This window comes from Marinococcus sp. LNHM3E3-2.2 (assembly GCF_056034385.1).
Genome location: NZ_JBQLIC010000002.1, coordinates 443,558 through 463,633, shown reverse-complemented (window position 1 = coordinate 463,633; position 20,076 = coordinate 443,558). Strand labels below are relative to the sequence as shown.

The 20,076-nt window shown below is 45.4% G+C and carries 18 protein-coding genes; 4 read left to right on the top strand and 14 right to left on the bottom strand.

The features are described from left to right. Positions 1-12 precede the first annotated feature (12 nt). The 3 genes from ACTRXF_RS04875 to ACTRXF_RS04865 are packed head-to-tail and all read right to left on the bottom strand — an operon-like array spanning position 13 to position 2,604. The gene (locus ACTRXF_RS04875; RefSeq protein WP_474278091.1) at positions 13-999 is read right to left on the bottom strand and encodes a dihydroxyacetone kinase subunit DhaK; all 987 of its coding nucleotides are present in this window, start codon (positions 997-999) and stop codon (positions 13-15) included. Between the two features lie 15 nt (positions 1,000-1,014). Beyond that, positions 1,015-1,824, bottom strand: a complete 810-nt coding sequence (locus ACTRXF_RS04870; protein ID WP_474278089.1) for a sugar phosphate isomerase/epimerase family protein — start codon at positions 1,822-1,824, stop codon at positions 1,015-1,017. An 18-nt stretch (positions 1,825-1,842) separates the two neighbouring features. Then, on the bottom strand, positions 1,843-2,604 hold the full coding sequence (locus tag ACTRXF_RS04865) for an SDR family NAD(P)-dependent oxidoreductase (RefSeq protein WP_474278127.1): 762 nt from the start codon (positions 2,602-2,604) through the stop codon (positions 1,843-1,845). Between the two features lie 233 nt (positions 2,605-2,837). Here ACTRXF_RS04865 and ACTRXF_RS04860 point away from each other — a divergent pair, with 233 nt between their 5' ends. The 3 genes from ACTRXF_RS04860 (at position 2,838) to ACTRXF_RS04850 (ending at position 5,056) form a co-directional block, all read left to right on the top strand. Beyond that, positions 2,838-3,845 carry a LacI family DNA-binding transcriptional regulator gene (locus ACTRXF_RS04860; protein ID WP_474278087.1) on the top strand — a complete coding sequence of 336 codons (1,008 nt, stop codon included), beginning with the start codon at positions 2,838-2,840 and terminating at the stop codon, positions 3,843-3,845. A gap of 129 nt (positions 3,846-3,974) precedes the next feature. Next, positions 3,975-4,769, top strand: a complete 795-nt coding sequence (locus tag ACTRXF_RS04855; protein ID WP_474278085.1) for a DeoR/GlpR family DNA-binding transcription regulator — start codon at positions 3,975-3,977, stop codon at positions 4,767-4,769. A gap of 20 nt (positions 4,770-4,789) precedes the next feature. Continuing rightward, positions 4,790-5,056, top strand: a complete 267-nt coding sequence (locus ACTRXF_RS04850) for an HPr family phosphocarrier protein (RefSeq protein WP_474278083.1) — start codon at positions 4,790-4,792, stop codon at positions 5,054-5,056. A gap of 90 nt (positions 5,057-5,146) precedes the next feature. Here the strand turns inward: ACTRXF_RS04850 and ACTRXF_RS04845 are convergent, their stop codons facing one another. Beyond that, complete coding sequence (locus ACTRXF_RS04845) at positions 5,147-6,136, bottom strand: transketolase family protein (protein ID WP_474278081.1); 990 nt, start codon at positions 6,134-6,136, stop codon at positions 5,147-5,149. Between the two features lies 1 nt (position 6,137). Then, on the bottom strand, positions 6,138-6,986 hold the full coding sequence (locus ACTRXF_RS04840) for a transketolase (RefSeq protein ID WP_474278079.1): 849 nt from the start codon (positions 6,984-6,986) through the stop codon (positions 6,138-6,140). Positions 6,987-7,153: 167 nt separating this feature from the next. Between ACTRXF_RS04840 and ACTRXF_RS04835 the strand changes: the two genes are divergently transcribed. Then, complete coding sequence (locus ACTRXF_RS04835) at positions 7,154-8,152, top strand: LacI family DNA-binding transcriptional regulator (RefSeq protein WP_474278077.1); 999 nt, start codon at positions 7,154-7,156, stop codon at positions 8,150-8,152. A 270-nt stretch (positions 8,153-8,422) separates the two neighbouring features. On the opposite strand, the gene ACTRXF_RS04830 is transcribed toward ACTRXF_RS04835, so the two are convergent. The 9 genes from ACTRXF_RS04830 to ACTRXF_RS04790 all read right to left on the bottom strand — a co-directional run bounded on the left by ACTRXF_RS04830 (position 8,423) and on the right by ACTRXF_RS04790 (position 20,034). Beyond that, positions 8,423-9,118, bottom strand: coding sequence for a CpsD/CapB family tyrosine-protein kinase (locus ACTRXF_RS04830; protein WP_474278075.1), 696 nt, complete (start codon positions 9,116-9,118; stop codon positions 8,423-8,425). 125 nt (positions 9,119-9,243) lie between these two features. Further along, the gene (locus tag ACTRXF_RS04825; protein ID WP_474278073.1) at positions 9,244-10,023 is read right to left on the bottom strand and encodes a hypothetical protein; all 780 of its coding nucleotides are present in this window, start codon (positions 10,021-10,023) and stop codon (positions 9,244-9,246) included. Between the two features lie 108 nt (positions 10,024-10,131). Further along, positions 10,132-11,910: an SLC13 family permease gene (locus ACTRXF_RS04820; protein ID WP_474278071.1), complete on the bottom strand. Its 1,779-nt coding sequence runs from the start codon at positions 11,908-11,910 to the stop codon at positions 10,132-10,134. Positions 11,911-12,018: 108 nt separating this feature from the next. Then, positions 12,019-12,825 (bottom strand): 3'(2'),5'-bisphosphate nucleotidase CysQ, encoded by an 807-nt coding sequence (cysQ, locus tag ACTRXF_RS04815; RefSeq protein WP_474278069.1) that lies wholly within the window; start codon positions 12,823-12,825, stop codon positions 12,019-12,021. A 75-nt stretch (positions 12,826-12,900) separates the two neighbouring features. Further along, positions 12,901-13,668 carry a tyrosine-protein phosphatase gene (locus ACTRXF_RS04810; protein ID WP_474278067.1) on the bottom strand — a complete coding sequence of 256 codons (768 nt, stop codon included), beginning with the start codon at positions 13,666-13,668 and terminating at the stop codon, positions 12,901-12,903. 145 nt (positions 13,669-13,813) lie between these two features. Beyond that, positions 13,814-16,921, bottom strand: coding sequence for an alpha-mannosidase (locus ACTRXF_RS04805; RefSeq protein ID WP_474278065.1), 3,108 nt, complete (start codon positions 16,919-16,921; stop codon positions 13,814-13,816). Between the two features lie 30 nt (positions 16,922-16,951). Further along, positions 16,952-17,797, bottom strand: a complete 846-nt coding sequence (locus ACTRXF_RS04800) for a carbohydrate ABC transporter permease (RefSeq protein ID WP_474278063.1) — start codon at positions 17,795-17,797, stop codon at positions 16,952-16,954. Further along, positions 17,798-18,733 carry a carbohydrate ABC transporter permease gene (locus ACTRXF_RS04795; protein WP_474278061.1) on the bottom strand — a complete coding sequence of 312 codons (936 nt, stop codon included), beginning with the start codon at positions 18,731-18,733 and terminating at the stop codon, positions 17,798-17,800. Further along, entirely contained in the window at positions 18,730-20,034 is a 1,305-nt protein-coding gene (locus tag ACTRXF_RS04790) for an extracellular solute-binding protein (protein ID WP_474262290.1), read from the bottom strand. The genes ACTRXF_RS04795 and ACTRXF_RS04790 overlap by 4 nt, the downstream gene beginning before the upstream one ends. Positions 20,035-20,076: the final 42 nt, after the last annotated feature.

The following is a 20,076-nucleotide window of genomic DNA, read 5'->3' as shown; positions in this document are numbered from 1 at the left end:
ATTAGCCTCCATTCAGCGTTGATAATAAGGGGATTTTGCTGGAACATCAAAATATTTTTTTATTTCTTCATCTAATTTTAAAAATGTAATAGAAAACCCACCCATGTCTTGTGTCGTGCAATAGCTATTGACATCTGTAGAGTTAATTATTATTCCTTGATTTTCACACCATTCCTGCACTTTTTTGTTCACTATAAAAAGTTCCATAAGTGTGGTCTTTCCTAAACCATTTACTAAAATTGCTATTTCGTCGCCTTCTTTTATATTTGCTATCTTATTTAACTCGATCAGCATATCTTCTGTGAGTTCATCAGCTTTTTTCATTTTTGAGCGACGTATTCCTTTTTCTCCATGAATACCTAAACCATATTCAATTTCATCCTCTGGTAGCGAAAACATTGGTTGCTCTTTACCTGGACTTGTACCTGGAGAAATACCTACACCGATCGAAAATAGATTCTGATTGGTCTTATCCGCAATTCTAGTAACTTCAGGGAGCGATAAGCCTTCTTCTGCCGCTCCTCCCGCTACTTTCAAAACAAACATATCTCCGGCTATACCTCTACGCTCATTTTTGTTACCAGCTGATACCACATCGTCTGTTACTTGCACAGTTTTCGTTTCTACATCTTCCATCTCTGCCATTTCTGAAGCAACTTCAAAATTCAACACATCACCAGCGTAATTTCCATAAATGTATAGTACGCCTTTGCCTTGATCCACTTTTTTTGTTACCTCCAAGACAGTATCGGGAGTAGGAGCGGCAAAGATATTTCCTAAAGCTATTCCATCAGCTAAACCCTTCCCGGCTGCTCCAATAAAAAGTGGTTCGTGGCCTGTACCTCCTCCAGTGACTATCCCTACTTTATTAGGAGAGGAATGCTTATATATTACTCCTTTTACTTCGGGGACCTTTTCATAATCGTCTCGATAAGCTTTGACAAAACCTTCTATCATTTCATCAACGATCACTTCTTCTTCATTAATGACTTTTTTCAAGATTTCACCCTCTTTCTATTTGTACTCATTTAAAGCATTCTTCATATTATCAATGCTTTTTGTAATCCAATCATCTTGTGCACTAATTGTTTTTTCCAGTGTGCCCTGCTCAGGAAGCCAAAGTTCTATAATTCCATTTGGGATTGAGTCAAAACCTTCGAGGCTTTTCAATAAATGTTTTAAGTTTAACTGGCCTTCACCTACAGGCGTACCGATCAAATCAAAGCCGATAGTTCTATCTTTTCTTTTGAAAATAAAGTCTTTTAAATGAACATTGGTAACATAGGGACGTACGCGATCTATTACTTGATCTGGCATTTCCAATTCTGCAATAGAATTCGCAGGGTCTAAACAAATTCCTACATTCGGGCTATTAACTTGATTTACTATTTTCACTAAATCGCTTGTTTGTACAGGCTCATATGTTTCTAAAGCCAATTTAACTTTTTTGTTTTCTAACGTTTCTTTTATATCATTTAACCATTGAACTGCTTCCTCGTTGGAAGGGGCGCTGTCTTTACTGTGAACCATACTTCTTAGCGTTGACGATTGTAACCAAGAAGCTATTTCTGCGTATTTTTTTAAATGCTCTGGAAAGATTCCTTGTGTACCTAGTTCCAATTCAATATCTCTTTCTTTGGCATAGGAATAAATATCTTTCACTTCTGCTTCAGAGAATTCTTCGATCTCATCATAATCACAAATTTGAAAAACTTCTCCACCTAAATCTTTTGTTTTATCTATAAAGTATTTTAATGTCTGGGGCTCTTTAGGTAGTTTTTCTACTTCCCACCTAAAAGCGTAAGTGCTAATTCCTACTTTCATGATTATTTGCCCCTCCTATTAATCAATATGAGAACCGCCATTGATATCAATCTCTTCACCAGTAATATAACTAGAGCCTGGAGAAGCTAAGAAAGTAACAGTGTAAGCTACATCTTCAGCTGTACCTGAGCGCTTCGCTGGGATACCCTGCTCAAGCTCTGCTCTTTTTTCAGGTGTTAAAAGTCCCCCAGTAATATCCGTTGCTATCAATCCTGGTGCCACAGTATTACAAGTTATTCCAAATTCAGCCATTTCTCTTGCTACAGCTTTAGAAAATCCTGTGATCGCAGCCTTCGCTGCAGAGTAATGAGAACCACCGAATACTCCTCCCCCGCGTTTGCCAGAAACGGAACTCAAGTTGACTATTCTTCCATATTGCTGTTTTTTCATATGTGGTAGTACTGCTTGAGTTAAATAAAATGTTCCATTCATGTTCACGTCAAAGACTAGATCCCATTCTTTTTTTGAAATGTCCAGTACTCCTGTTGGTCTAGTAATGCCGGCATTGTTTACTAAGATATCGATTTTCTTATGTTTATTGATTAACTCGTTAATTTTACTCTCAGCTTCTTCTTGATTCGTTACGTTTAATAATAGGCCTTCGGCTTTTCCATTCTCTTGGTTAACATCTGCTACCGCATTTTCTAACATGTCTTCATCAATATCCGAGATAATAACTGTAGCTCCTCGTTTAGCTAATTGTTTGGAAATTTCTCTCCCAATTCCTTTTTCTGACGCTGCCCCCGTTACCAATGCGATATGATTTTCTAGATTCATAATACCCCTCCATAATTTGAATTTTTCGAAAATAATTTTTGATAGCGAATTTAATTTTTAGCATGGTTGTTTTTTAACATGGTATAATATATTTAACTTGTTATGGTTAAACGTTTGACCATGCGGTTAACTAGAATAATAAAGTTTGTAAGCGCTTTTGTCAAACCCATTTTATTTAAATATAATGGTCAAAAGACAATTTACTTTAAATTTAAATAAAAGGAGATATATAAGTAATGCGAATAACTATGAAAGATATTGCTGCAGAGACTGGAGTGTCGGTTACTACGGTTTCTCATGTAATAAATGGCACTAAAAAAATATCTAAAGAAACGCATAATAAAATTATGGAAAGTGTAAGAAAACATAATTACGTACCTAATTATTCAGCGAAAAACCTTCGCAATAACGACACGAAAACAGCCGGATTAGTTGTGCCAAGTTTTCCAGATTCCTATGTTACCCAGTACATTAATAGCATCAGTAAAAAAGCTAAAGAAAATAATTATAATTTATTACTAGTAAATACTGATGAAGATACTGACTATGAGGAAGAAACTTTGAGATTATTCAATTCTCAAATGGTCGACGGAATAATACTTTCCCCAGCAGCTAAAGCTTCTCATAAATTATCTTACGGAATCGAACAGTTAAAAGATTCCTTACCTATTGTTTTGATTAGCCGCCGGCATGATGGTTTTGAAAACGCTCCTATAGTCATTCAAGATGACTACCAGGCTGGTCAAGATGCTGCCAATCACTTACTGCATCATGGCCATACAAATTTGGGAATTATATTTGCTGTTGAAGATATTTCGCCTACCAATGACCGTATTAAAGGATTCACGGAGGTATTGCATGAAAATGAATTGACACTTCCTAAAAATAAGATTTTGCAAGGTTTTGCAACTATAGAAGGCGGAAAAAAGGCTACTCTTAAACTGTTAAGAGAGCACCCGGATGTTACAGCTATTTTTACCCTGAATGATTCAATGACTATTGGAGTAGTTAAAGCTCTAAAAGAAATGAATAAGAGCATTCCTAAAGACATTGCTTTAATAGGATTTGGAGACTTTCCTACTGCTTCTTTAATGGATCCTCCTATTACCAATATTAGCTTGTCACCTGATATATTAGGTCAAACAGCTTTTGATTTATTGTTAAATAAAATTTCCAATTCCAGTTATTCTAAAGAAGTACAGGTACCAACATTCTTGGTTACTCGTAAATCTTGTGGCTGTTAATCAATTTGGTTAAACGTTAAACTAACCAAATATAACCTTATCTATTTTCACCTTTTTATTATTCTTTTTGATTATTATCAATTTTTTTCATATGATGAGTATATAAATCAATTATTAGAAGGTGAAACCATGAATAAACTATTTGTGACTGAGCGACGTGATAAAATACTTGAGACTTTAAAACAAAAGGAACGGGTTACTGTTAAAAGTTTAGCAACTAAGCTCGAAGTTTCTGAAGTAACTTTACGAGGAGATTTAAAAGAAATGGAAAAAGAGGGACTTCTTCAACGGACTCATGGAGGAGCTATGCTACCGCCTGAAAATAAGGATAACAACGATATTCCCTTTGACTTCAGAGAAAGAAAAAATAAAAAAGAAAAAAATTTAATCGCTCAAGAAGCCCTTAATTTCATTCAAGAGGGTCATTGTATTTTGTTAGATGCTAGTTCTACTGCTCTTGAACTAGCACGTCTTCTCAAAGTTAAAAATATTAAATTAACAATAGTAACTAATGGGATTTATACAGCCTTAGAATTAAGGGATAATCCTAATTTCACGGTAATACTTTTAGGAGGGGTGCTTAGACAAAACTCAAGTTCGTCAGAAGGAGTTCTTGGAGCAAACATACTAGACCGAGTCTATGTGAACACTATGTTTACTTCTGTTAATGGGCTCACTATAGATACTGGCTTAACAGATTTTAATATTCATGAAGTGGAACTGAAATCGGAAATGGTAAGAAAATCTTCAGAAATAGTAGCCCTTGTTGACCATACAAAGATTGGTGAAAGTTCCATTGCCTCATTTGCGTCACTATCAGACATTTCTACACTTATTACAGATAAAGAGGTAGATGAAACTTTATTACATTATCTAAAAGAGAAAAACGTAACCACTGTTATCCCCTCAATAGCATTATTATAAAATTCAAGGAGTGTAGGATTATGAATAAATACCAAAAGCATATCACGGTGAATATTGGAGAAAAGCAAACGATTATTGAACTCAGTGATCTTTTAAAAAAATATCAAGCAGAAGTTTTTATACTAAATGAATCCGGGGGAGACATCCAAGAGGTTAATCCGAAAAGCTTATTAGGTTTGGCTACTCTTCAATTAAGAAATGGAGTTACAGTTTTAGTAAGGGCGGAAGGAAATGACGCTCAAGAAGCAGTGGAAGAGGTTTCTGATTTTTTACAGGCGAATAATTAAATTTTATTGCCAGCTACTTAAGTTAACTTTTAATTTCAATTCGATCAAATAAGGGACTGTCCGATTTTTAGGACAGTCCCTGTTCACTGTTTATTTATCTAGTAATTTTTTTGCAACAGTAGCAATTCCTTCTCCATCCAACTGATAGTGCTTATAAAGGTGATAAGGTTTTCCAATAGCCGCATACTCGTCATAAAAACCGTGTCGTTTGAATTTACAAGGAATACCGGATTCGAGAAGCACTTCGGCTACTGCACTCCCAAGGCCTCCCTGAACGTTATGCTCCTCTACGGTAAGTACAGCCCCGGTCGCTTTGGCCGCTTCGTAAACAGCTTCTTTATCCATTGGTTTGATCGTATGCATGTCGATGATCTGGGTATAAATGCCTTCATCTTTCAGCTGCTCCGATGCTTTTAAGGCTTCATTGACTTCAATGCCGCACGCGATGATGGTAAGGTCGTTACCTTCTGTTAAGACATTTGCACGCCCAATTTTATTTTGTGGAGCATCTTGCTTTTGGTATACTTCTTCTTCCCGGCCACGACTGACGCGGAAATAGATCGGTCCTTCGTAGCTTACGACGGATTCTTCAATCATTTCAGCCAATGCCTGGCCGTCAGCTGGAGAAATGACGGTCATGTTCGCCATCGAACGGGTAATCGCAATATCCTCCTGCGCATGGTGGGAAGAACCATAGAATCCCATGGCAATCCCCGTGTGTGTACCAATCAGCCGAACATTTAAATTCGGGTAGGCTACAGCGGTTTTAATATTTTCTGCCGCCAGCACGCCTAAGAAGGAAGCATATGTTGATACGAATGGAATTTTTCCAGTTGAAGCCAGACCTGCTGCTGCCGTCACCATATTTTTCTCTGCAAGACCAAAGTTAAAGAAGCGCTCCGGAAATTTTTTGCCAAAATCCCACAGCTTTGTTGGTTTACTGAGGTCTGAGGACAGGCCAACAATAGTAGGATATTTTTCGCCTAAAGCTGCCAATGTTTCTCCCGCTGTCAACTGCGTCGACAGTTCCAAGCTTTTATACAATTCCCAGGTATCTTTATGAAGCGTTTCGTTGCTCATCTTAATTGCTCCCTTCGATTTCTTGGATAGCGCGAGTGATATCGCCTTCGCCGAGGTTCGCTACGTGCCATTCGTAGCCGTGCTCCATGAATGAAACGCCTTTGCCAGCTATGGTGTCGCAAATAATCGCGGTTGGTGTATCCGAGTCTGCCGCCGGTAGATTGTCAAAAACGTTTACCAGGGCTTCCACGTCGTGCCCGTCTACTTCGACCACATTCCAACCAAAGCTTTCCCATTTATCTTTAATTGGTTCCACGTTCATCAACTCAGACGTATTGCCATCTACCGTCACTTTGTTGTTGTCAACGATCGCAACAAGGTTTCCAAGCTTTTTATTTCCGGCACTCATCGCTGCTTCCCAAACCTGGCCTTCGTGCAGTTCGCCGTCTCCCATCAAGATATACGTTCGGTAATCTTTGTTATCCACGCGGGCGCCCAGAGACATGCCGACGCCAACCGATAACCCGTGGCCGATCGATCCGGAACTAAAATCAATGCCGTTAATTTTGTTCATATCCGGGTGATCACCAAACGCACTTCCCAGTTGAGTATATGTTTCAAGTTCTTCTTCCGGGAAAAATCCCACGTCGGCTAGAATTGGATACATGCCTACCGCCGAGTGTCCTTTCCCCATCACGAAACGGTCCCGGTCTTCCCACTTCGGATTATTCACATCGTAGTTCATCACGTGGTAGTAAAGGGTCGAAAAAATTTCGGAACTGGAAAATGAAGAACCATAATGGCCGCTTTTCGCAAGGGAAATTAATCTAATTGTGCCCAGACGGGATAGTTTGGCTTTTTCTTTAATTAAATCCATGGTTTGTTGAGATACTGATGCCGTATTCGACATAGTCATCCTCCTCTTAGTGTCAATTTGGTTAATCGATTAACTTAAAGAAACCTTACTATGCAAACGCTTTATAAGTCAACAACTTTTTTGAATTTGATTTAGGGAAATGGATAAGATACAGTTTGTATACAAGAGGACGCTTACAGAAAGAGTTTGGAGGAAATGGCATGAAAGTAACGATGAAGGACATTGCGAGGGAGGCAGAGGTTTCTTCAGCAACGGTGTCTCATGTGATTAATGGAACCAAAAAAATTTCGGAACCGACGCAGCAAAAAATCTTAGACCTGATTCAAAAATACAATTATGTGCCGAATTCCACTGCGAAAAATTTGCGCGTGCAAAGCACCAAAACAGCTGCCTTAGTAGTATCCAGTCTTCCGGACACGTTTATTACCGAATTGGTTTATGGGGTGGAAGAACGCGCCCGCGAAGCCGGGTACAACCTGTTACTCGTAAACACGAATGAGGATGAAGACTACGAGCAGAAAACGATCAATCTGCTTCATTCCAAAATGGTGGACGGGATTGTTCTTTCCCCGGCAGCTAAAAATTTGGATTACTTAAATGAATTTGATAACAGTACATTTCCCATTGTTCTTGTTAACCGGTACGCGAAAACTGTCGATCACCTTCCACGTGTAACAGGGGATAACGTGCAAACTGGGTACGAAGCGACCTCCCACTTTCTCGATCACGGCCATCGTTCTATTGGTGTTATTTACGGGGTGGCTGAAGTGTCTTCAACAAATGATCGCCTCGAAGGGTACCGAAAAGCCTTGGAAGTACAACATCTGCCTTTTGAACAAGATTATTTGGAACTTGGGCATGCCACCGTCGCCGGAGGAGCAAAAGCTGTAGACAATCTACTGCGACGAAATCCAGCGATTACGGCCGTATTTGTTCAAAATGACCTCATGACAATCGGCGTTATTTCCCGCTTAAAAGAACTGTCCTTAGCTATCCCAGATGATATCGCTTTGATTGGTTTTGGCGACTTTGCCTCGGCCCCTATCATTGATCCTCCCATCACCACCGTTGTCCAACCACCAAGAGAAATTGGCAGTGCTTCATTTGATGCTCTTCTGCACAAAATCGAAAATCCGGCTTTCGATGAACACCAGGCTCTACCTGCAGAAATAATTTACCGCCGTTCATGCGGGTGCTAAAGTGACACAAAGCCTCGACTGATATTCAGTCAAGACTTTGTTTATTGATTGTGAACATGGTTTATCTCCAAGCTTATATTTTATCTAATTATTAGCAAATTCCGATAATAATTGTTGTGTTGAGTAAAAACTCTGTTAGCAACAACATTATCGTCGCTTACCTATGGATGATGTCTTAGAAAGGAAACAGAAAGTCGGTACTTTAAAGAGGATCACGGGAGTTAAACAAAACAAACCGGATTCTGAAATTCAGAATCCGGTTCATTATATTTATCCGCCGTAATAATAGTAATAGCTCTGATCCATGCCTTTTTTCTGGTTCAGAATACAGCCGAGAATCGGCACACCGCTCACTTCAAGCAGGTCCTTCGCTTTCCGGGCAGCATCGTTTTCGGTTTCTCCGGCTTTCACTACGAGAATGCTTCCGTCGCAGTGGCGGGAGATGACCTGAACGTCCGTCACCGCCAACACCGGCGGGGCATCAAACAAAATTACGTCGTACTGTTCGCGGGCAAGCTCCACGAGGTGTGCCATCGAACGGCTGCCCAGAATCTCAGACGGGTTCGGCGGGATCGGCCCGCTCGGCAGAATATCGAGGTTCGGCACCTCGGTTTCCTGCACATATGCTGCGTACTCGCCGTGATTTGTCAGGGCGTTAATCATCCCGTGGGTGTTCATGCGGCGGAACGTATAGTGCACAGTCGGCTTACGCAGGTCAGCATCGATAAGGAGCACTTTCTTTTCCTGCTGAGCCATCGTTACCGCCAGGTTTGCCACCGTGGTGGACTTTCCTTCCCCCGGGCCTGCCGACGTAACCACTATTGCCTGCATTTCTTTATCTACAGAGGAATATTGAATATTCGTACGAATCGTACGGTACTGCTCGGATACCGGGGATTTACTGTTCAGCCAGGTGATGAGCTTTCGCTGATTCGTGTTCGTCTCTTGCTTTCTTTTTCGTGCCAAACGCGCACACTCCTTTTGATTTCTTTCCATTACTCATTATATCGGCCGGATGCTTTATTCATTATAGGCGTAGTATAGCATATTCAGGCAGACCCGGGTCCATTTTTCCAAAAAGCAGGACCTTTTTATGACCCGTTCTCCGTCCACTGCTGCCAGATACCGTCCGTCCAGGCCGCGTGTCCCTGTTCGGTTGGCACTGGTGTATCCTCGCCAACATAATCGATTAGTTCTTCATCATCCACCGCCGGCCAGGCACTCCAGTGGTTCAGGTAGGTGACCCCGGCCTCGTCGGCATAGCCTTCCACGGCGTCGAGCTGTTCTAAGTAATACTGCGCTTCGTACCAAGGCTGCGGAGCGCTGATATAGTACGCGCTGTCGTTTTCCTGCACCGCTTCCGTCACTTCACGGGTGGCGTAAATGGTATCGTCACTGCTGACCGTGCCGTTATCACTCACCGCAAATGGCACAAAGATAAACAAATCAGCATTGGCACCGGCCATTTCCTCTGTCCCGCCTTCATTCAGCACTTCAAGCGACGTGCTGTCATCATATGTAATCGTTTCTACTTCCGTGTCAATCCCGTTCCAGTTCTCCTCGATCCGATCGCCCAGCTGTTGCGGAAAGCTATTATCGCCTTCTGACGTCACCGCGTCGGAGCCTGCCACTACAATACGCAGTGCCTCTCCGGACTGTTCAGCTTCTTCAAGCTGGTTCTGCAGACCGGCATCGAGCCCTTCGGCATCGATACCGCCCTCGGAGGAGGCTTCGCTGCCACCGTTCTGCTGACCGCTGCCACTCTCTGCTCCCCCAGCGTTATCGATACGGTCCTGGTAGTACAGCCAGCCTGCAATCAGCACTACAGCAGTGATCAGGACGAGGATAAATAATCCAATTGATCGTTTCATCAGATCTCCCCCCGCTCATTATTCCATTCTTAAGTATTACGAAAATACTCTAAATTGTAAAGACGAAATCCGAAAATTTCCATAAAAGAACGTATAATTTAATTTATTTTAAAAATAAAATGTGTTCACAATGCCGACAGTCATCACCATCGCAATAATCGTGAGCGGAAGACCAACTTTAATATAGTCGGAGAATTTGTAGCCACCAGGCCCGTACACAATAAGGTTCGTCTGGTACCCGATCGGAGTTACAAAGCTCGCCGAAGCGGCGATCGCAATTGTTACGGCAAATCCCATCGGATTGGCATTCAGGCTTTCGGCAATACTGATCCCGATCGGAATCATCAGCACAGCCGCCGCACTGTTTGTGATCAGCTCAGTGAACAGGTTGGTCAGGGCATAAATGAAAAACAGAATGACAATGATGCCAAGCGGCTCCCCGAAGGCAAGCAGCCCCTTTGCTATCCAGGCCGCGAGTCCTGTTTCAGTCATTGCCTGCCCCACCCCAAAGGCACTTGCAATCAACAGAAGCACCTGAAACTGCACATAGCGCTTTGCTTCCTCGGGTGTAATAATACGCGCCACCAAGAAAATGAGTACCGCAAGCGCCATTGCCTGAAACATGCTGAGCCATCCGATCGTCACAATCGCAATCATCGATAGCAGTACCCCGAGCGAGAACCAGCCCTTCTCGGGCTTCTCCCTGATCGAGCCCGGGGTCTCCAGGGCAGAAACGACATAAAAATCGTTCGAGCGCTTGTATTTCTGCAGAAAATCCGATCCGGCTAGCAACAAAAGCGAATCCCCGGGTCGAAGGCGAATATCTCCGATTTTACTCTGTATTCGTTCGTTGTTACGATGCACTGCGACTACACCTGCATCGTAGGACGAACGAAACTGCGCCTGTTTAATTGTTTTGGCCTGAAGCGAGGATTGATGGGAGACGACGGCCTCCACCAGCTGGTTCGAACCATTCTGCAGGTCATCCAGCGTCAACTCAGTCCCCGTTTTCAGCGTAAGCCCCGCTGTCCGCTGCAGGTCGGCCATTTTCTCAAGTACCCCGGTGAAAATCAGACGATCCCCCGCCTGCACAATTGTATTGGAGCTTACCGGCGATATGCGCTCATCCCGGCGGATAATTTCGATCAAAAACATTCCCTGCAGGTCCCGGAGCCCTGCTTCCTGAACGGTTTTCCGTACGTATGGAAACGTCGGCTCAACCTTCATTTCACACAAATATTCCTTCGCCTCATCCTCCATCCGTTTCTGCGTTCCTTCATAGGCCGGCAGTAGCCGATAGCCGACCGTAAACAGATAAATCAGACCAACAATCGTCAGCGGCAGACCGACGACCGCCAGCTGGAACATGCTAAACCCCACCATATCGTAATCCAGAAGCATCCCGTGCACCACCAGATTGGTTGACGTTCCGATCAGCGTAATTGTTCCACCCATAATCGTGGCATACGATAGCGGGATTAAAAATTTGGAAGGCGCATAGCCGCGGTCTTCACACCATTTTTTTATAATTGGGGTGAAGGCCACCACAATCGGAGTGTTATTTAAAAACGCTGACATGCCGGATATTGGCACAAAGGTGCGTACCATCGATGACACCGGGCCACGGCTTTTTTTCAGCCAGCTGGTCATAAACCGCTCCACAAGCCCGCTCTTCTGCACTGCTCCGGCGACGATGAATAAAAGCGCAACCGTTAGCATTCCTTCGTTGGAAAAACCGACCAGGGCCTGTTCCGTCGTGAGGATACCGCTGATCAAAAGAATGACCAAAACGGTAAAAACGATCATATCCGGCCGTGCGATTTCAAAAAACAACGCTAATAGCATCCCCACGATTAATATTAATACAACACCCATTTCGATGGTCATATGTACCCCTCTATTTCCTACCATTCATATAGGAATGATTATACAGCAAAAGAGACCCGCTGCGGGAGTCTCTTTTCATTAGTTTATAGTTTAAAAACAGAATTACGATTAAAACGATTTTACAATAAACCAGCCGTTGGTCTGATCTTTTCTATTATAATAGAATCTTTCATTGTCTTCGTATCTTACTACCGTTCCCCCGGCCGCTTCAACGATTGCCTGGCCGGCGCCGGTGTCCCACTCCATCGTTGGAGCGTAGCGCGGATAAAAATCAGCCTTTCCTTCTGCGATCAGACAGAACTTCAATGAACTGCCAGCGGACACTACATCCACATTGCTGTATGTCTCTTTCAATTCATTAATGAACGCTTCTGTCTCTGCTGACATGTGCGAGCGGCTCGCTACAACGTTCACCTCTCCTTCAGGTTTGGAAGATGAAAGCTTCTCTCCATGCTGCTGGAGCAGCTCTTCGCTGAGGGGCAGCTTGGAGGTAACATCGTTAATCTTGTAGGCTCCAAATGATTTCCCACCGATGTAAAGTACGTCCTGCGCAGGAACGTAAATGACGCCCATGACTGGGTATTTGTTTTCAATTTTTGCGATATTAACCGTGAATTCATCATTTTTTTTCACAAATTCCTTGGTACCGTCCAGCGGGTCCACGAGCCAAAACGATTCCCAATCTTTACGCTTTTCATAATCCACAGTATTCCCTTCTTCACTGATGACCGGAGTTTCCGGGTCTGCTTCGTGAAGTCCTTTGGCGATTACGTTATGTGCACGCTTGTCTGCTTCTGTCAGCGGGGAATCGTCTTCTTTATGTTCGACGGTAAAATCCCGCTTATAAACATCCATAATTTCCTGTCCTGCTTCTACTGCAATTGAAATAATTGCGCTTGTAATTATAGTCGGCATCTGTCTTCTCCTTTTGCCAGCAGTTCCCTAAGAAAGCCTGCTTCTTCTAAATCTTCTCTTATTTTTCACAGTTCACTAAAACAAACCGAGAAACTTTTTCTTATTCCTGATCTTTAACGGCTCGTCGAGCAGCGGGTCTTTATTTTCAACAATACGTTCGGCGTTTTCCAAAAAGGTATCCACGTATTCCGAGCCCAGGTGATGATCAATGTAATCATAGGCCTCCCGCAGGTCAAACGGGCGCAAATCAATGTTATGAGCGTCCGTCGACACAATATGCGTCAGATTATGGGTTACTATGTCTTCGGCAAACTGTTTGATGCTCTTGTTTACTTTACCGGTAAAGCAGTGGGCGGTAACCTGCGTTAGTGCCCCGTTTTTCACAAACTCATGCAAAAGGTCCGGCTGCTCGCGGAACGCCTTCGTCCGCTCAGGGTGTACGATGACCGGCACATAGCCCTCTACCTGCAGCTCAAACATCAGCTGCTTGGCGTACCTTGGCACCTGGGCGCTCGAGAACTCGACAAACACATAGCGGCTGTGATTTAAACCGATTGAGATCCCTTTTTTCAAATCATCGACCAGTTCACCGTTAATCCGGTTCTCCTGACCCGGCAGAACCTTCACTTCAATACGGGCGCTTTTTAGTGATTCGTTTACGTAATCCACCAGGTGCGGAATGTCCTGGCCGCTGTTGTCCCAGGCCCCGTTTTTATGGTGCGGTGTAGCAACAACAGTATGTATGCCGTTTAACTGCGCGGCTCTTGCCATTTCGATGCTGTCCTGAATCGTTCCGGCCCCGTCGTCAATACCAGGGAGTATATGTGAATGCAAATCAATCATAATCATTTGCTCCTTTACGTTTATTCCATATCAACAGCTTATCATATTTTTGTAATTTTATGCAGAAGACCTGCGGGCGATTAGACACAAAAAAGCCCGGAAGACCTCGTTAACCGAAGTCTTCCGGGCTGTGATTTTTTGCTGATCAAACAGTAAGCTTAATCGTTTTGATTTCATATGGTTTAAAATCGAGCGTCAGGCTGGAACCGGCGGCGAGCTTTTTTTCCGGTTCTTCGAGCAGACTGCATTCCGTGCAGGAGGAAAAATCATGGGCGCTTGTAAACGTCACTTCCCCTCGCATACCTCCATGCTCATGCAGACGAACGATAATTCCGTCATCATCCTCCGCCTGCTTGACGGCATCCACAGTAATATTGGCCGAATCCGGCTGCAGAAAACTGTATTCCTCCAGTTCCATGCTCCCGGGAGCAGTGTCTGCCGGTACATTCAGCTCCGTGGCTTCCTGAACAGTGCCTCCTTCAAACCAGTCTCCTCGGTGCGGAAACAGGCTGTACGTAAAAATGTGCTCGCCCTGGTCCTGGGTCGGATCCGGTTCTATCGCTGATTTTAACAGCGTCAGCTTCATAACGTTATATTTAATATCGTAGCCGTACTTGCAGTCATTGAGGAGGCTTACACCGTAATCCCGCTCCGAAAGGTCCGCCCATTGATGTCCCACCGTCTCAAACATCGCCATGTCCCAGCTTGTATTCCAATGGTTCGGACGCTTCACATTGCCGTACTGAATGTCGTAGGTCGCTTCGGTGGCACGGATCTGGACCGGAAACGCTGCTTTAAGCAGCTGCTGATGCTCGTGCCAGTCGACCGTCGTTTCAAAGTCAATTCTCCGCGAATGGCTGTACACGATGACCTTCTGATAGACCATAGAAGACTGATAGCTCCATTCCAGGGCTATTATTGCACGAAGCGGACCGTTTTCTACCAGCTCGGCTTTTTTCAGCTCAGAAACGGTGTACTGTTTTTCCTTATAAAAGATATCAATATCCCAGGCATCAAATGCAAGCGGTTTGTCCTCAAACACTTCAAGTACATTCGCCGGCCCGGCAAGCGTTTCCCTTCCGGCTTCCCTGTCATACACACTCACCAACTGCCCGTGTTCATTAAAATCAATCGTATAAAAAGGGGTCTCCAGCCGGTGGTTGTCGTATTGGAACGGCGTATCCTGCTTCTGCTGGGCAGTTCCATTGGCATAGATGACCTTATATCCCAGTGCTGGCAGGTCCGGTACATGGACGAGCATCTCTCCGGATTCTTCTGTCTGCACCTGCAGCTGGTTTCCTGTATGGTCGGTCCAGCTGTGCTCTGCGTCCGGCACCTGAATTACTGCCCCGCGTGAGTGGGAGGCTGGATTAAATACCGTTAATTTCTCGCCGGCGGGGTCAATTTTCAGAAGCTTCGCCTTTGTTTCCTGTTCATTTTTGGCCGCGAGCTCCAGCGCTTCCGCGTATTCTTTCGTACTGTCCTCGTACACTTCTCTAATAGAGGAGCCGGGGATAATATCATGGAACTGGTTGCGCAGAATGATTTTCCATCCCTCCCGGAGCCTTTCCTGTCGCTCTTTGCGCCATGAGCCGCTCTGAAGATAGGCAAGCGTATCGAGCCATTCTGCCCGGCGGTAACGCTGTTCGGCGGTACGGTTCATTTTTTTATTGTACGCCTGGCTTGTGTACGTACCCCGGTGGTACTCCAGATACAGCTCCCCGTCCCATGTGTGGACGTACTGATCGGTTTGTTCCATCCGTTCATGAAGCCCCTCAAGATACTCATCCACCCTGCCTGTTTTTACATTCGGAAGCCCTGGCATTTCATCAAACCGGCGGATTTTTTCCAGCATGTCCCGGTTCACTCCTCCGCCTCCATCCCCATATCCGTAGGAGAGAAGCAGTTCATTATTAAAGGGGCGGTCCCGGTACTGATCCCAGATGCCCTGAATGCTTTCGGCTTCAATTTCACCATTGTAGGTATATTTATTCGACCCATCCGGCGTCGTAATGAAATGCGCAGCAATCTCTGTCCCGTCGATCCCGCGCCAGGTGAAGGTGTCATGCGGCATCCGGTTGTACTGGTTCCAGCTGATTTTGGTTGTAATAAATGTATCAATGCCTGCCTGCTTCAATATCTGCGGCAGCGCCCATGAATAGCCGAACACGTCCGGAAGCCACAAATACCGGCACCGCTTCACTCCCAGCTCCTGTTCGAGAAAACGCTGGCCGTACAGCAGCTGCCGGCTCAGGGATTCACCGGAGGGAATATTACAGTCGGCTTCGAGCCACATCGCCCCTCCGGCTTCCCAGCGGCCCTCGGCTATCCGCTGCTTAATCTGTTCGTAAATTTCCGGATAATCGTTTTTTATATACTCATACAGCTGGGGCTGGGTCTGCAGAAACCGGTATTCCGGATACTGGTCCATTAATTTCAGCACGGTGGAAAAGGAGCGTCCCGCTTTTTCCCTTGTGTGCTTCAGACGCCAGAGCCAGGCAACATCAATATGGGTATGGCCGACGGCCCTTACCGTCAGCGGGTGTTCCTCCTGCAGGGAACCCATCTCCTCGTGCATCTGTTCGTTTGCTCGTCTCACGGAGGAATAAAACTCACTGCTTCCCGGGGTACGCCAGTCGATCTGCTTAAACGACCGGTCAAGCGCCTGCAGCAGCAGCGCCCGTTTAGCATCCCGTCCGTCGAGCACAGCCGTCGTTTCCAGAGCCGCTTCCGCTGTGTAATACAGATCATCCGCCGGTTCATTCAGGCAGGAAATAAAGGCAGTCTGCAGACGGTGCTCCTGGATTTCCTGGTTTCCTTTAATTCCTTCAAGGCCTGACCAGAGCCGGAATTCCAGCGTGATTTTTTGTCCGGCAAGCCGGTTAGGGAAAAATACCTCCTTGTGATTTCCGTCCACTGCCTGCATCGGTTCCCCGTTAACATACAGCAGGGATTCAAACCCGGAATTATGACCACCGCCTGTTTTGCCAAAGTCGAACACACCGACAATTTTTTCCTGGCTCCACTCTTCCGGAATCTCCACTTCTGTTTTCAGCCACAGGTAGCGGTCTCTTCCTTCCCAGCGGTCGCCAATAGTCATTTCTTTTGGCTCCTGATTAGGCATGGAGTGAATAATTTCTTCTCCCGTTTCCTCCTCCACCGTTTCGAAGCGTTCGATGGGCTGCTTTCCTGTATACCGGTACTGCTTTAATTCACTTATCCGCTGTGCCAATTTTTCTTCTGTCCAAAACATGATTCTCATCCTCTCTGAAATAAATCCCTGCTATCCTTTAACAGCTCCGCTTGTCAGTGCTCCGACAATGTAGCGCTGCAGCAGGACGAATAAAATGACTACTGGAATAATGGACATGATGCTGCCTGCAGCAAGCAGGTGGGTCGTAATCTGTGTCTGGGTGGACTGAAGATTTACGACGCCGACCGAGACCGGGTACAGCGACGCATCATCGATCAAAATGAATGGAATGACAAACTGCGACCAGCTCTGCACAGCGACAATAATAACCACCGACACAATCCCTGGCAGGCTGACCGGAAACAGAACCCGGCTAAGCATCTGCCATTTATTGCATCCATCGATAATGGCTGCTTCATCCATATCAACCGGCACGGTATCGATATAATTTTTCAAAAACCAGGTGGTAAATGGAAGCACCACAGCAACGTACACGAGAACGACCAGCCACAGCTGGTTCAGCAGCCCCCAGCTTGCAAACAGCCGGTAAATAGGTATTGTGATCACGACCGCAGAGATCATTTGTGTCATTAAAATGGCTATCATAAGATGGTTTTTAAATTTCATCCGGTATCTTGATAAGGCAAACGCCGCCGGCACTGCGATGAGTAGTGTTAATATGACTGTGGAAGCGACAATCCGGAATGAATTCCACAAATACTGAAGCACCGGAGCTGTATCAAGCACCTCCCGGTAATTCCCGATCGCAAAGCTTGTCGGGATAATGCTTGGAGGCACCTGAAGCACCTCAAACCTCGTCTGCAGGGACAGGGAGAACACCCAGAGAAGCGGAAATAAAAAGCTGAGTACGACAAGCACATAGCTTGTATACAGCCCAATCCTTATCCAACGCTGTTTTTTCGCACCTACCATCATTTATTCTTCCCCCCTTCGGCCGAGTACCTTTAAGTACACAAGCGTCATCACTACGTTCACAACCAACAGCACTACTGCGGTCGCAGCACCTTCTCCAAGGTTAAACTCCCTGAAAATAGCGGTGTAAATACTTAAAGCGATAACCTCTGTACTATTACCCGGCCCGCCGCCTGTAAGCGCCATCACCATATCAAACGTATTGAAGGTATCGATCGAAATAATGATGAGGTTGACCAGAATAATAGGAGCGATCGCAGGGAGAATAACACTTTTCATCCGCTGCAGGGCATTTGCCCCGTCGATGACCGCCGCTTCGAGTACATCCTTCGAAACCGTTTTCAAACCTGCATACATTAAGATCATGCTGAACGCTGTCCCCCGCCATATATTCGCAAGCGTCACGGACAAAAGTGCCATGGTGGGGTCGGAAAGAAAGGAAACGGGTCCGAGGCCAACGGTACTCAGAGCATAATTGATAATGCCTGCGTCTGTTTCGTTATACAGCATACCCCAGATAACCCCGATGACGACACCTGGAATTGCCCAGGCTACCAGCACGGACGTACGCACGACCACCGTCCCTCTCAAATTCATTTTCTCCCCCTGGACAATGAGAAGCGCGACGATAAATCCGGCAAATAGTTGAAAAACCACACTGAAAAATACAAAGAACGCCGTCGTGCCGATCATTGGCAGAAAACCTGGAAGCGTGAACATTCGAAGATATGATTCCAACGTATAGTCGTACCCCACCTGAATCATATTTGCATCAGTGAAGCTCAGCCGCACTATTTGGAGAATCGGATAAAGAAACACTGCAGCCAGCACTAACAAGAGAGGGACTAGCCAAGGGTACGGTGTATCCCACATGGTCCTTCTCGGTCTCCGCTTTTTTTCCGTTTGCTGAGGGGGAATCGCTTTGTCGTATGTGCTCATTCACTCTCACCGCCTTCTCCAAAGGTGACAATCTCCCATGCATCATCGACCGCCTGCTCCGGCTCCTTACTTCCGGATATTACCTGGGAAATAGCCGTTTGCAGCTGTACCGAAATTTCATTGTATTTTGAAGATCCTGGACGGGCTTCAGCTTCTGTTTCCAGAGATGTCAGAAACTCGTCATTGAAAGCGCCAGGATTGTAGGAATCGGCTTCATAGACCGACTGCCGGGCCGGAAGCGACCCTTGAATCGAGGTGAATTCGCCCATTCCTTCTTCGCTGATAAAGGAATCCATAAGGAAATCAAAGGCGGCTTCCTTCTTTTCGGGGTCTTCTGTAAAGATCCCCCACGCCCAGCCGCCGGCGCTTGACACGGTCGGATCATCTTCTTCAATTGTCGGGAGTGAAGCTACTTCCCAGTTCTCAAAGTCGTCACCAAGTATCTCTTCTATCGTAGCCGCCTGCCAGCTTCCGCCAAGGAACATGGCCGTATCGCCGGCAGCAACCTCGCCGTTTGCATCATTTTCCTGTCCCGAGCTTGCCATGCGTTTGGAAACCGCTCCTTCTTCCTGGGCACGGTCGAGCGTCTCAAACGTACGGATCATTGCTTCTCGGTTCTTACCTTCGCCAAACGTCGGGTTCCCTTCCTCGTCCACCAGCTCGCCGCCCTGCGACCAGAATAACGGCCATAATGACGTCACCGACGTGCCTTCCCCGATTCCCAGCGGAAGAACAAGCCCTTCATAGCCTTCTTTTTGTACTTCATTGGAGACTTCAATCACTTCATCCCATGTCGACGGCGGCTCCTCAATTACTTCTTTGTTATAGTAAAGCATTCTCGTATCCGTGCTCATATACAGGCCATAAATCTTCCCGTCATCGCCCCGTAACACCTTTTCCGCAAATGGAAGGTAATCATCCGGATCGATGCCGCGCTCCTCCATTAGTTCATCCAAAGGCTGCAGATACTCCTTATAACGGTCCAGCATATAGCCGTCAATCGCAGCCATGTCCGGGGCCCGTCCGGTGTTTGCCTGTTCAAGCAGCCTGGCCATCGCTTCATCGATATTGCTCGATTGAAGACTTATTTGTATATCCATATCCGGATGCTCTTTTTCAAACGACTGTACATTTCCTGAAATATAATCTGAAGTTGCGGCTGATGGGGCTTCAGGTGAATAACCTGCTGTCGTGTACCAGGTGAGCGTCTTTTTTTCTTCGGCGCTCGGGTTTTCACCACTGCACCCTGCCAGCCCTGCTATTACCAGCATAGATATTCCAATAGATATTGATTTTTTCATGAGGCACCGCCTCCGATCTGCAATATTTTATAACCCTGCACT

What these genes read in the sequence shown, in the direction of transcription:
- ACTRXF_RS04860 (WP_474278087.1), top strand. Translation starts at nt 2,838, where the DNA reads ATGCGAATAACTATGAAAGATATTGCTGCAGAGACTGGAGTGTCGGTT.
- ACTRXF_RS04820 (WP_474278071.1), bottom strand. Translation starts at nt 11,910, where the DNA reads ATGACCATCGAAATGGGTGTTGTATTAATATTAATCGTGGGGATGCTA.
- ACTRXF_RS04870 (WP_474278089.1), bottom strand. Translation starts at nt 1,824, where the DNA reads ATGAAAGTAGGAATTAGCACTTACGCTTTTAGGTGGGAAGTAGAAAAA.
- ACTRXF_RS04810 (WP_474278067.1), bottom strand. Translation starts at nt 13,668, where the DNA reads ATGATTGATTTGCATTCACATATACTCCCTGGTATTGACGACGGGGCC.
- ACTRXF_RS04800 (WP_474278063.1), bottom strand. Translation starts at nt 17,797, where the DNA reads ATGATGGTAGGTGCGAAAAAACAGCGTTGGATAAGGATTGGGCTGTAT.
- ACTRXF_RS04825 (WP_474278073.1), bottom strand. Translation starts at nt 10,023, where the DNA reads ATGAAACGATCAATTGGATTATTTATCCTCGTCCTGATCACTGCTGTA.
- ACTRXF_RS04835 (WP_474278077.1), top strand. Translation starts at nt 7,154, where the DNA reads ATGAAAGTAACGATGAAGGACATTGCGAGGGAGGCAGAGGTTTCTTCA.
- ACTRXF_RS04790 (WP_474262290.1), bottom strand. Translation starts at nt 20,034, where the DNA reads ATGAAAAAATCAATATCTATTGGAATATCTATGCTGGTAATAGCAGGG.
- cysQ (WP_474278069.1), bottom strand. Translation starts at nt 12,825, where the DNA reads ATGCCGACTATAATTACAAGCGCAATTATTTCAATTGCAGTAGAAGCA.
- ACTRXF_RS04805 (WP_474278065.1), bottom strand. Translation starts at nt 16,921, where the DNA reads ATGTTTTGGACAGAAGAAAAATTGGCACAGCGGATAAGTGAATTAAAG.
- ACTRXF_RS04850 (WP_474278083.1), top strand. Translation starts at nt 4,790, where the DNA reads ATGAATAAATACCAAAAGCATATCACGGTGAATATTGGAGAAAAGCAA.
- ACTRXF_RS04845 (WP_474278081.1), bottom strand. Translation starts at nt 6,136, where the DNA reads ATGAGCAACGAAACGCTTCATAAAGATACCTGGGAATTGTATAAAAGC.
- ACTRXF_RS04795 (WP_474278061.1), bottom strand. Translation starts at nt 18,733, where the DNA reads ATGAGCACATACGACAAAGCGATTCCCCCTCAGCAAACGGAAAAAAAG.
- ACTRXF_RS04840 (WP_474278079.1), bottom strand. Translation starts at nt 6,986, where the DNA reads ATGTCGAATACGGCATCAGTATCTCAACAAACCATGGATTTAATTAAA.
- ACTRXF_RS04855 (WP_474278085.1), top strand. Translation starts at nt 3,975, where the DNA reads ATGAATAAACTATTTGTGACTGAGCGACGTGATAAAATACTTGAGACT.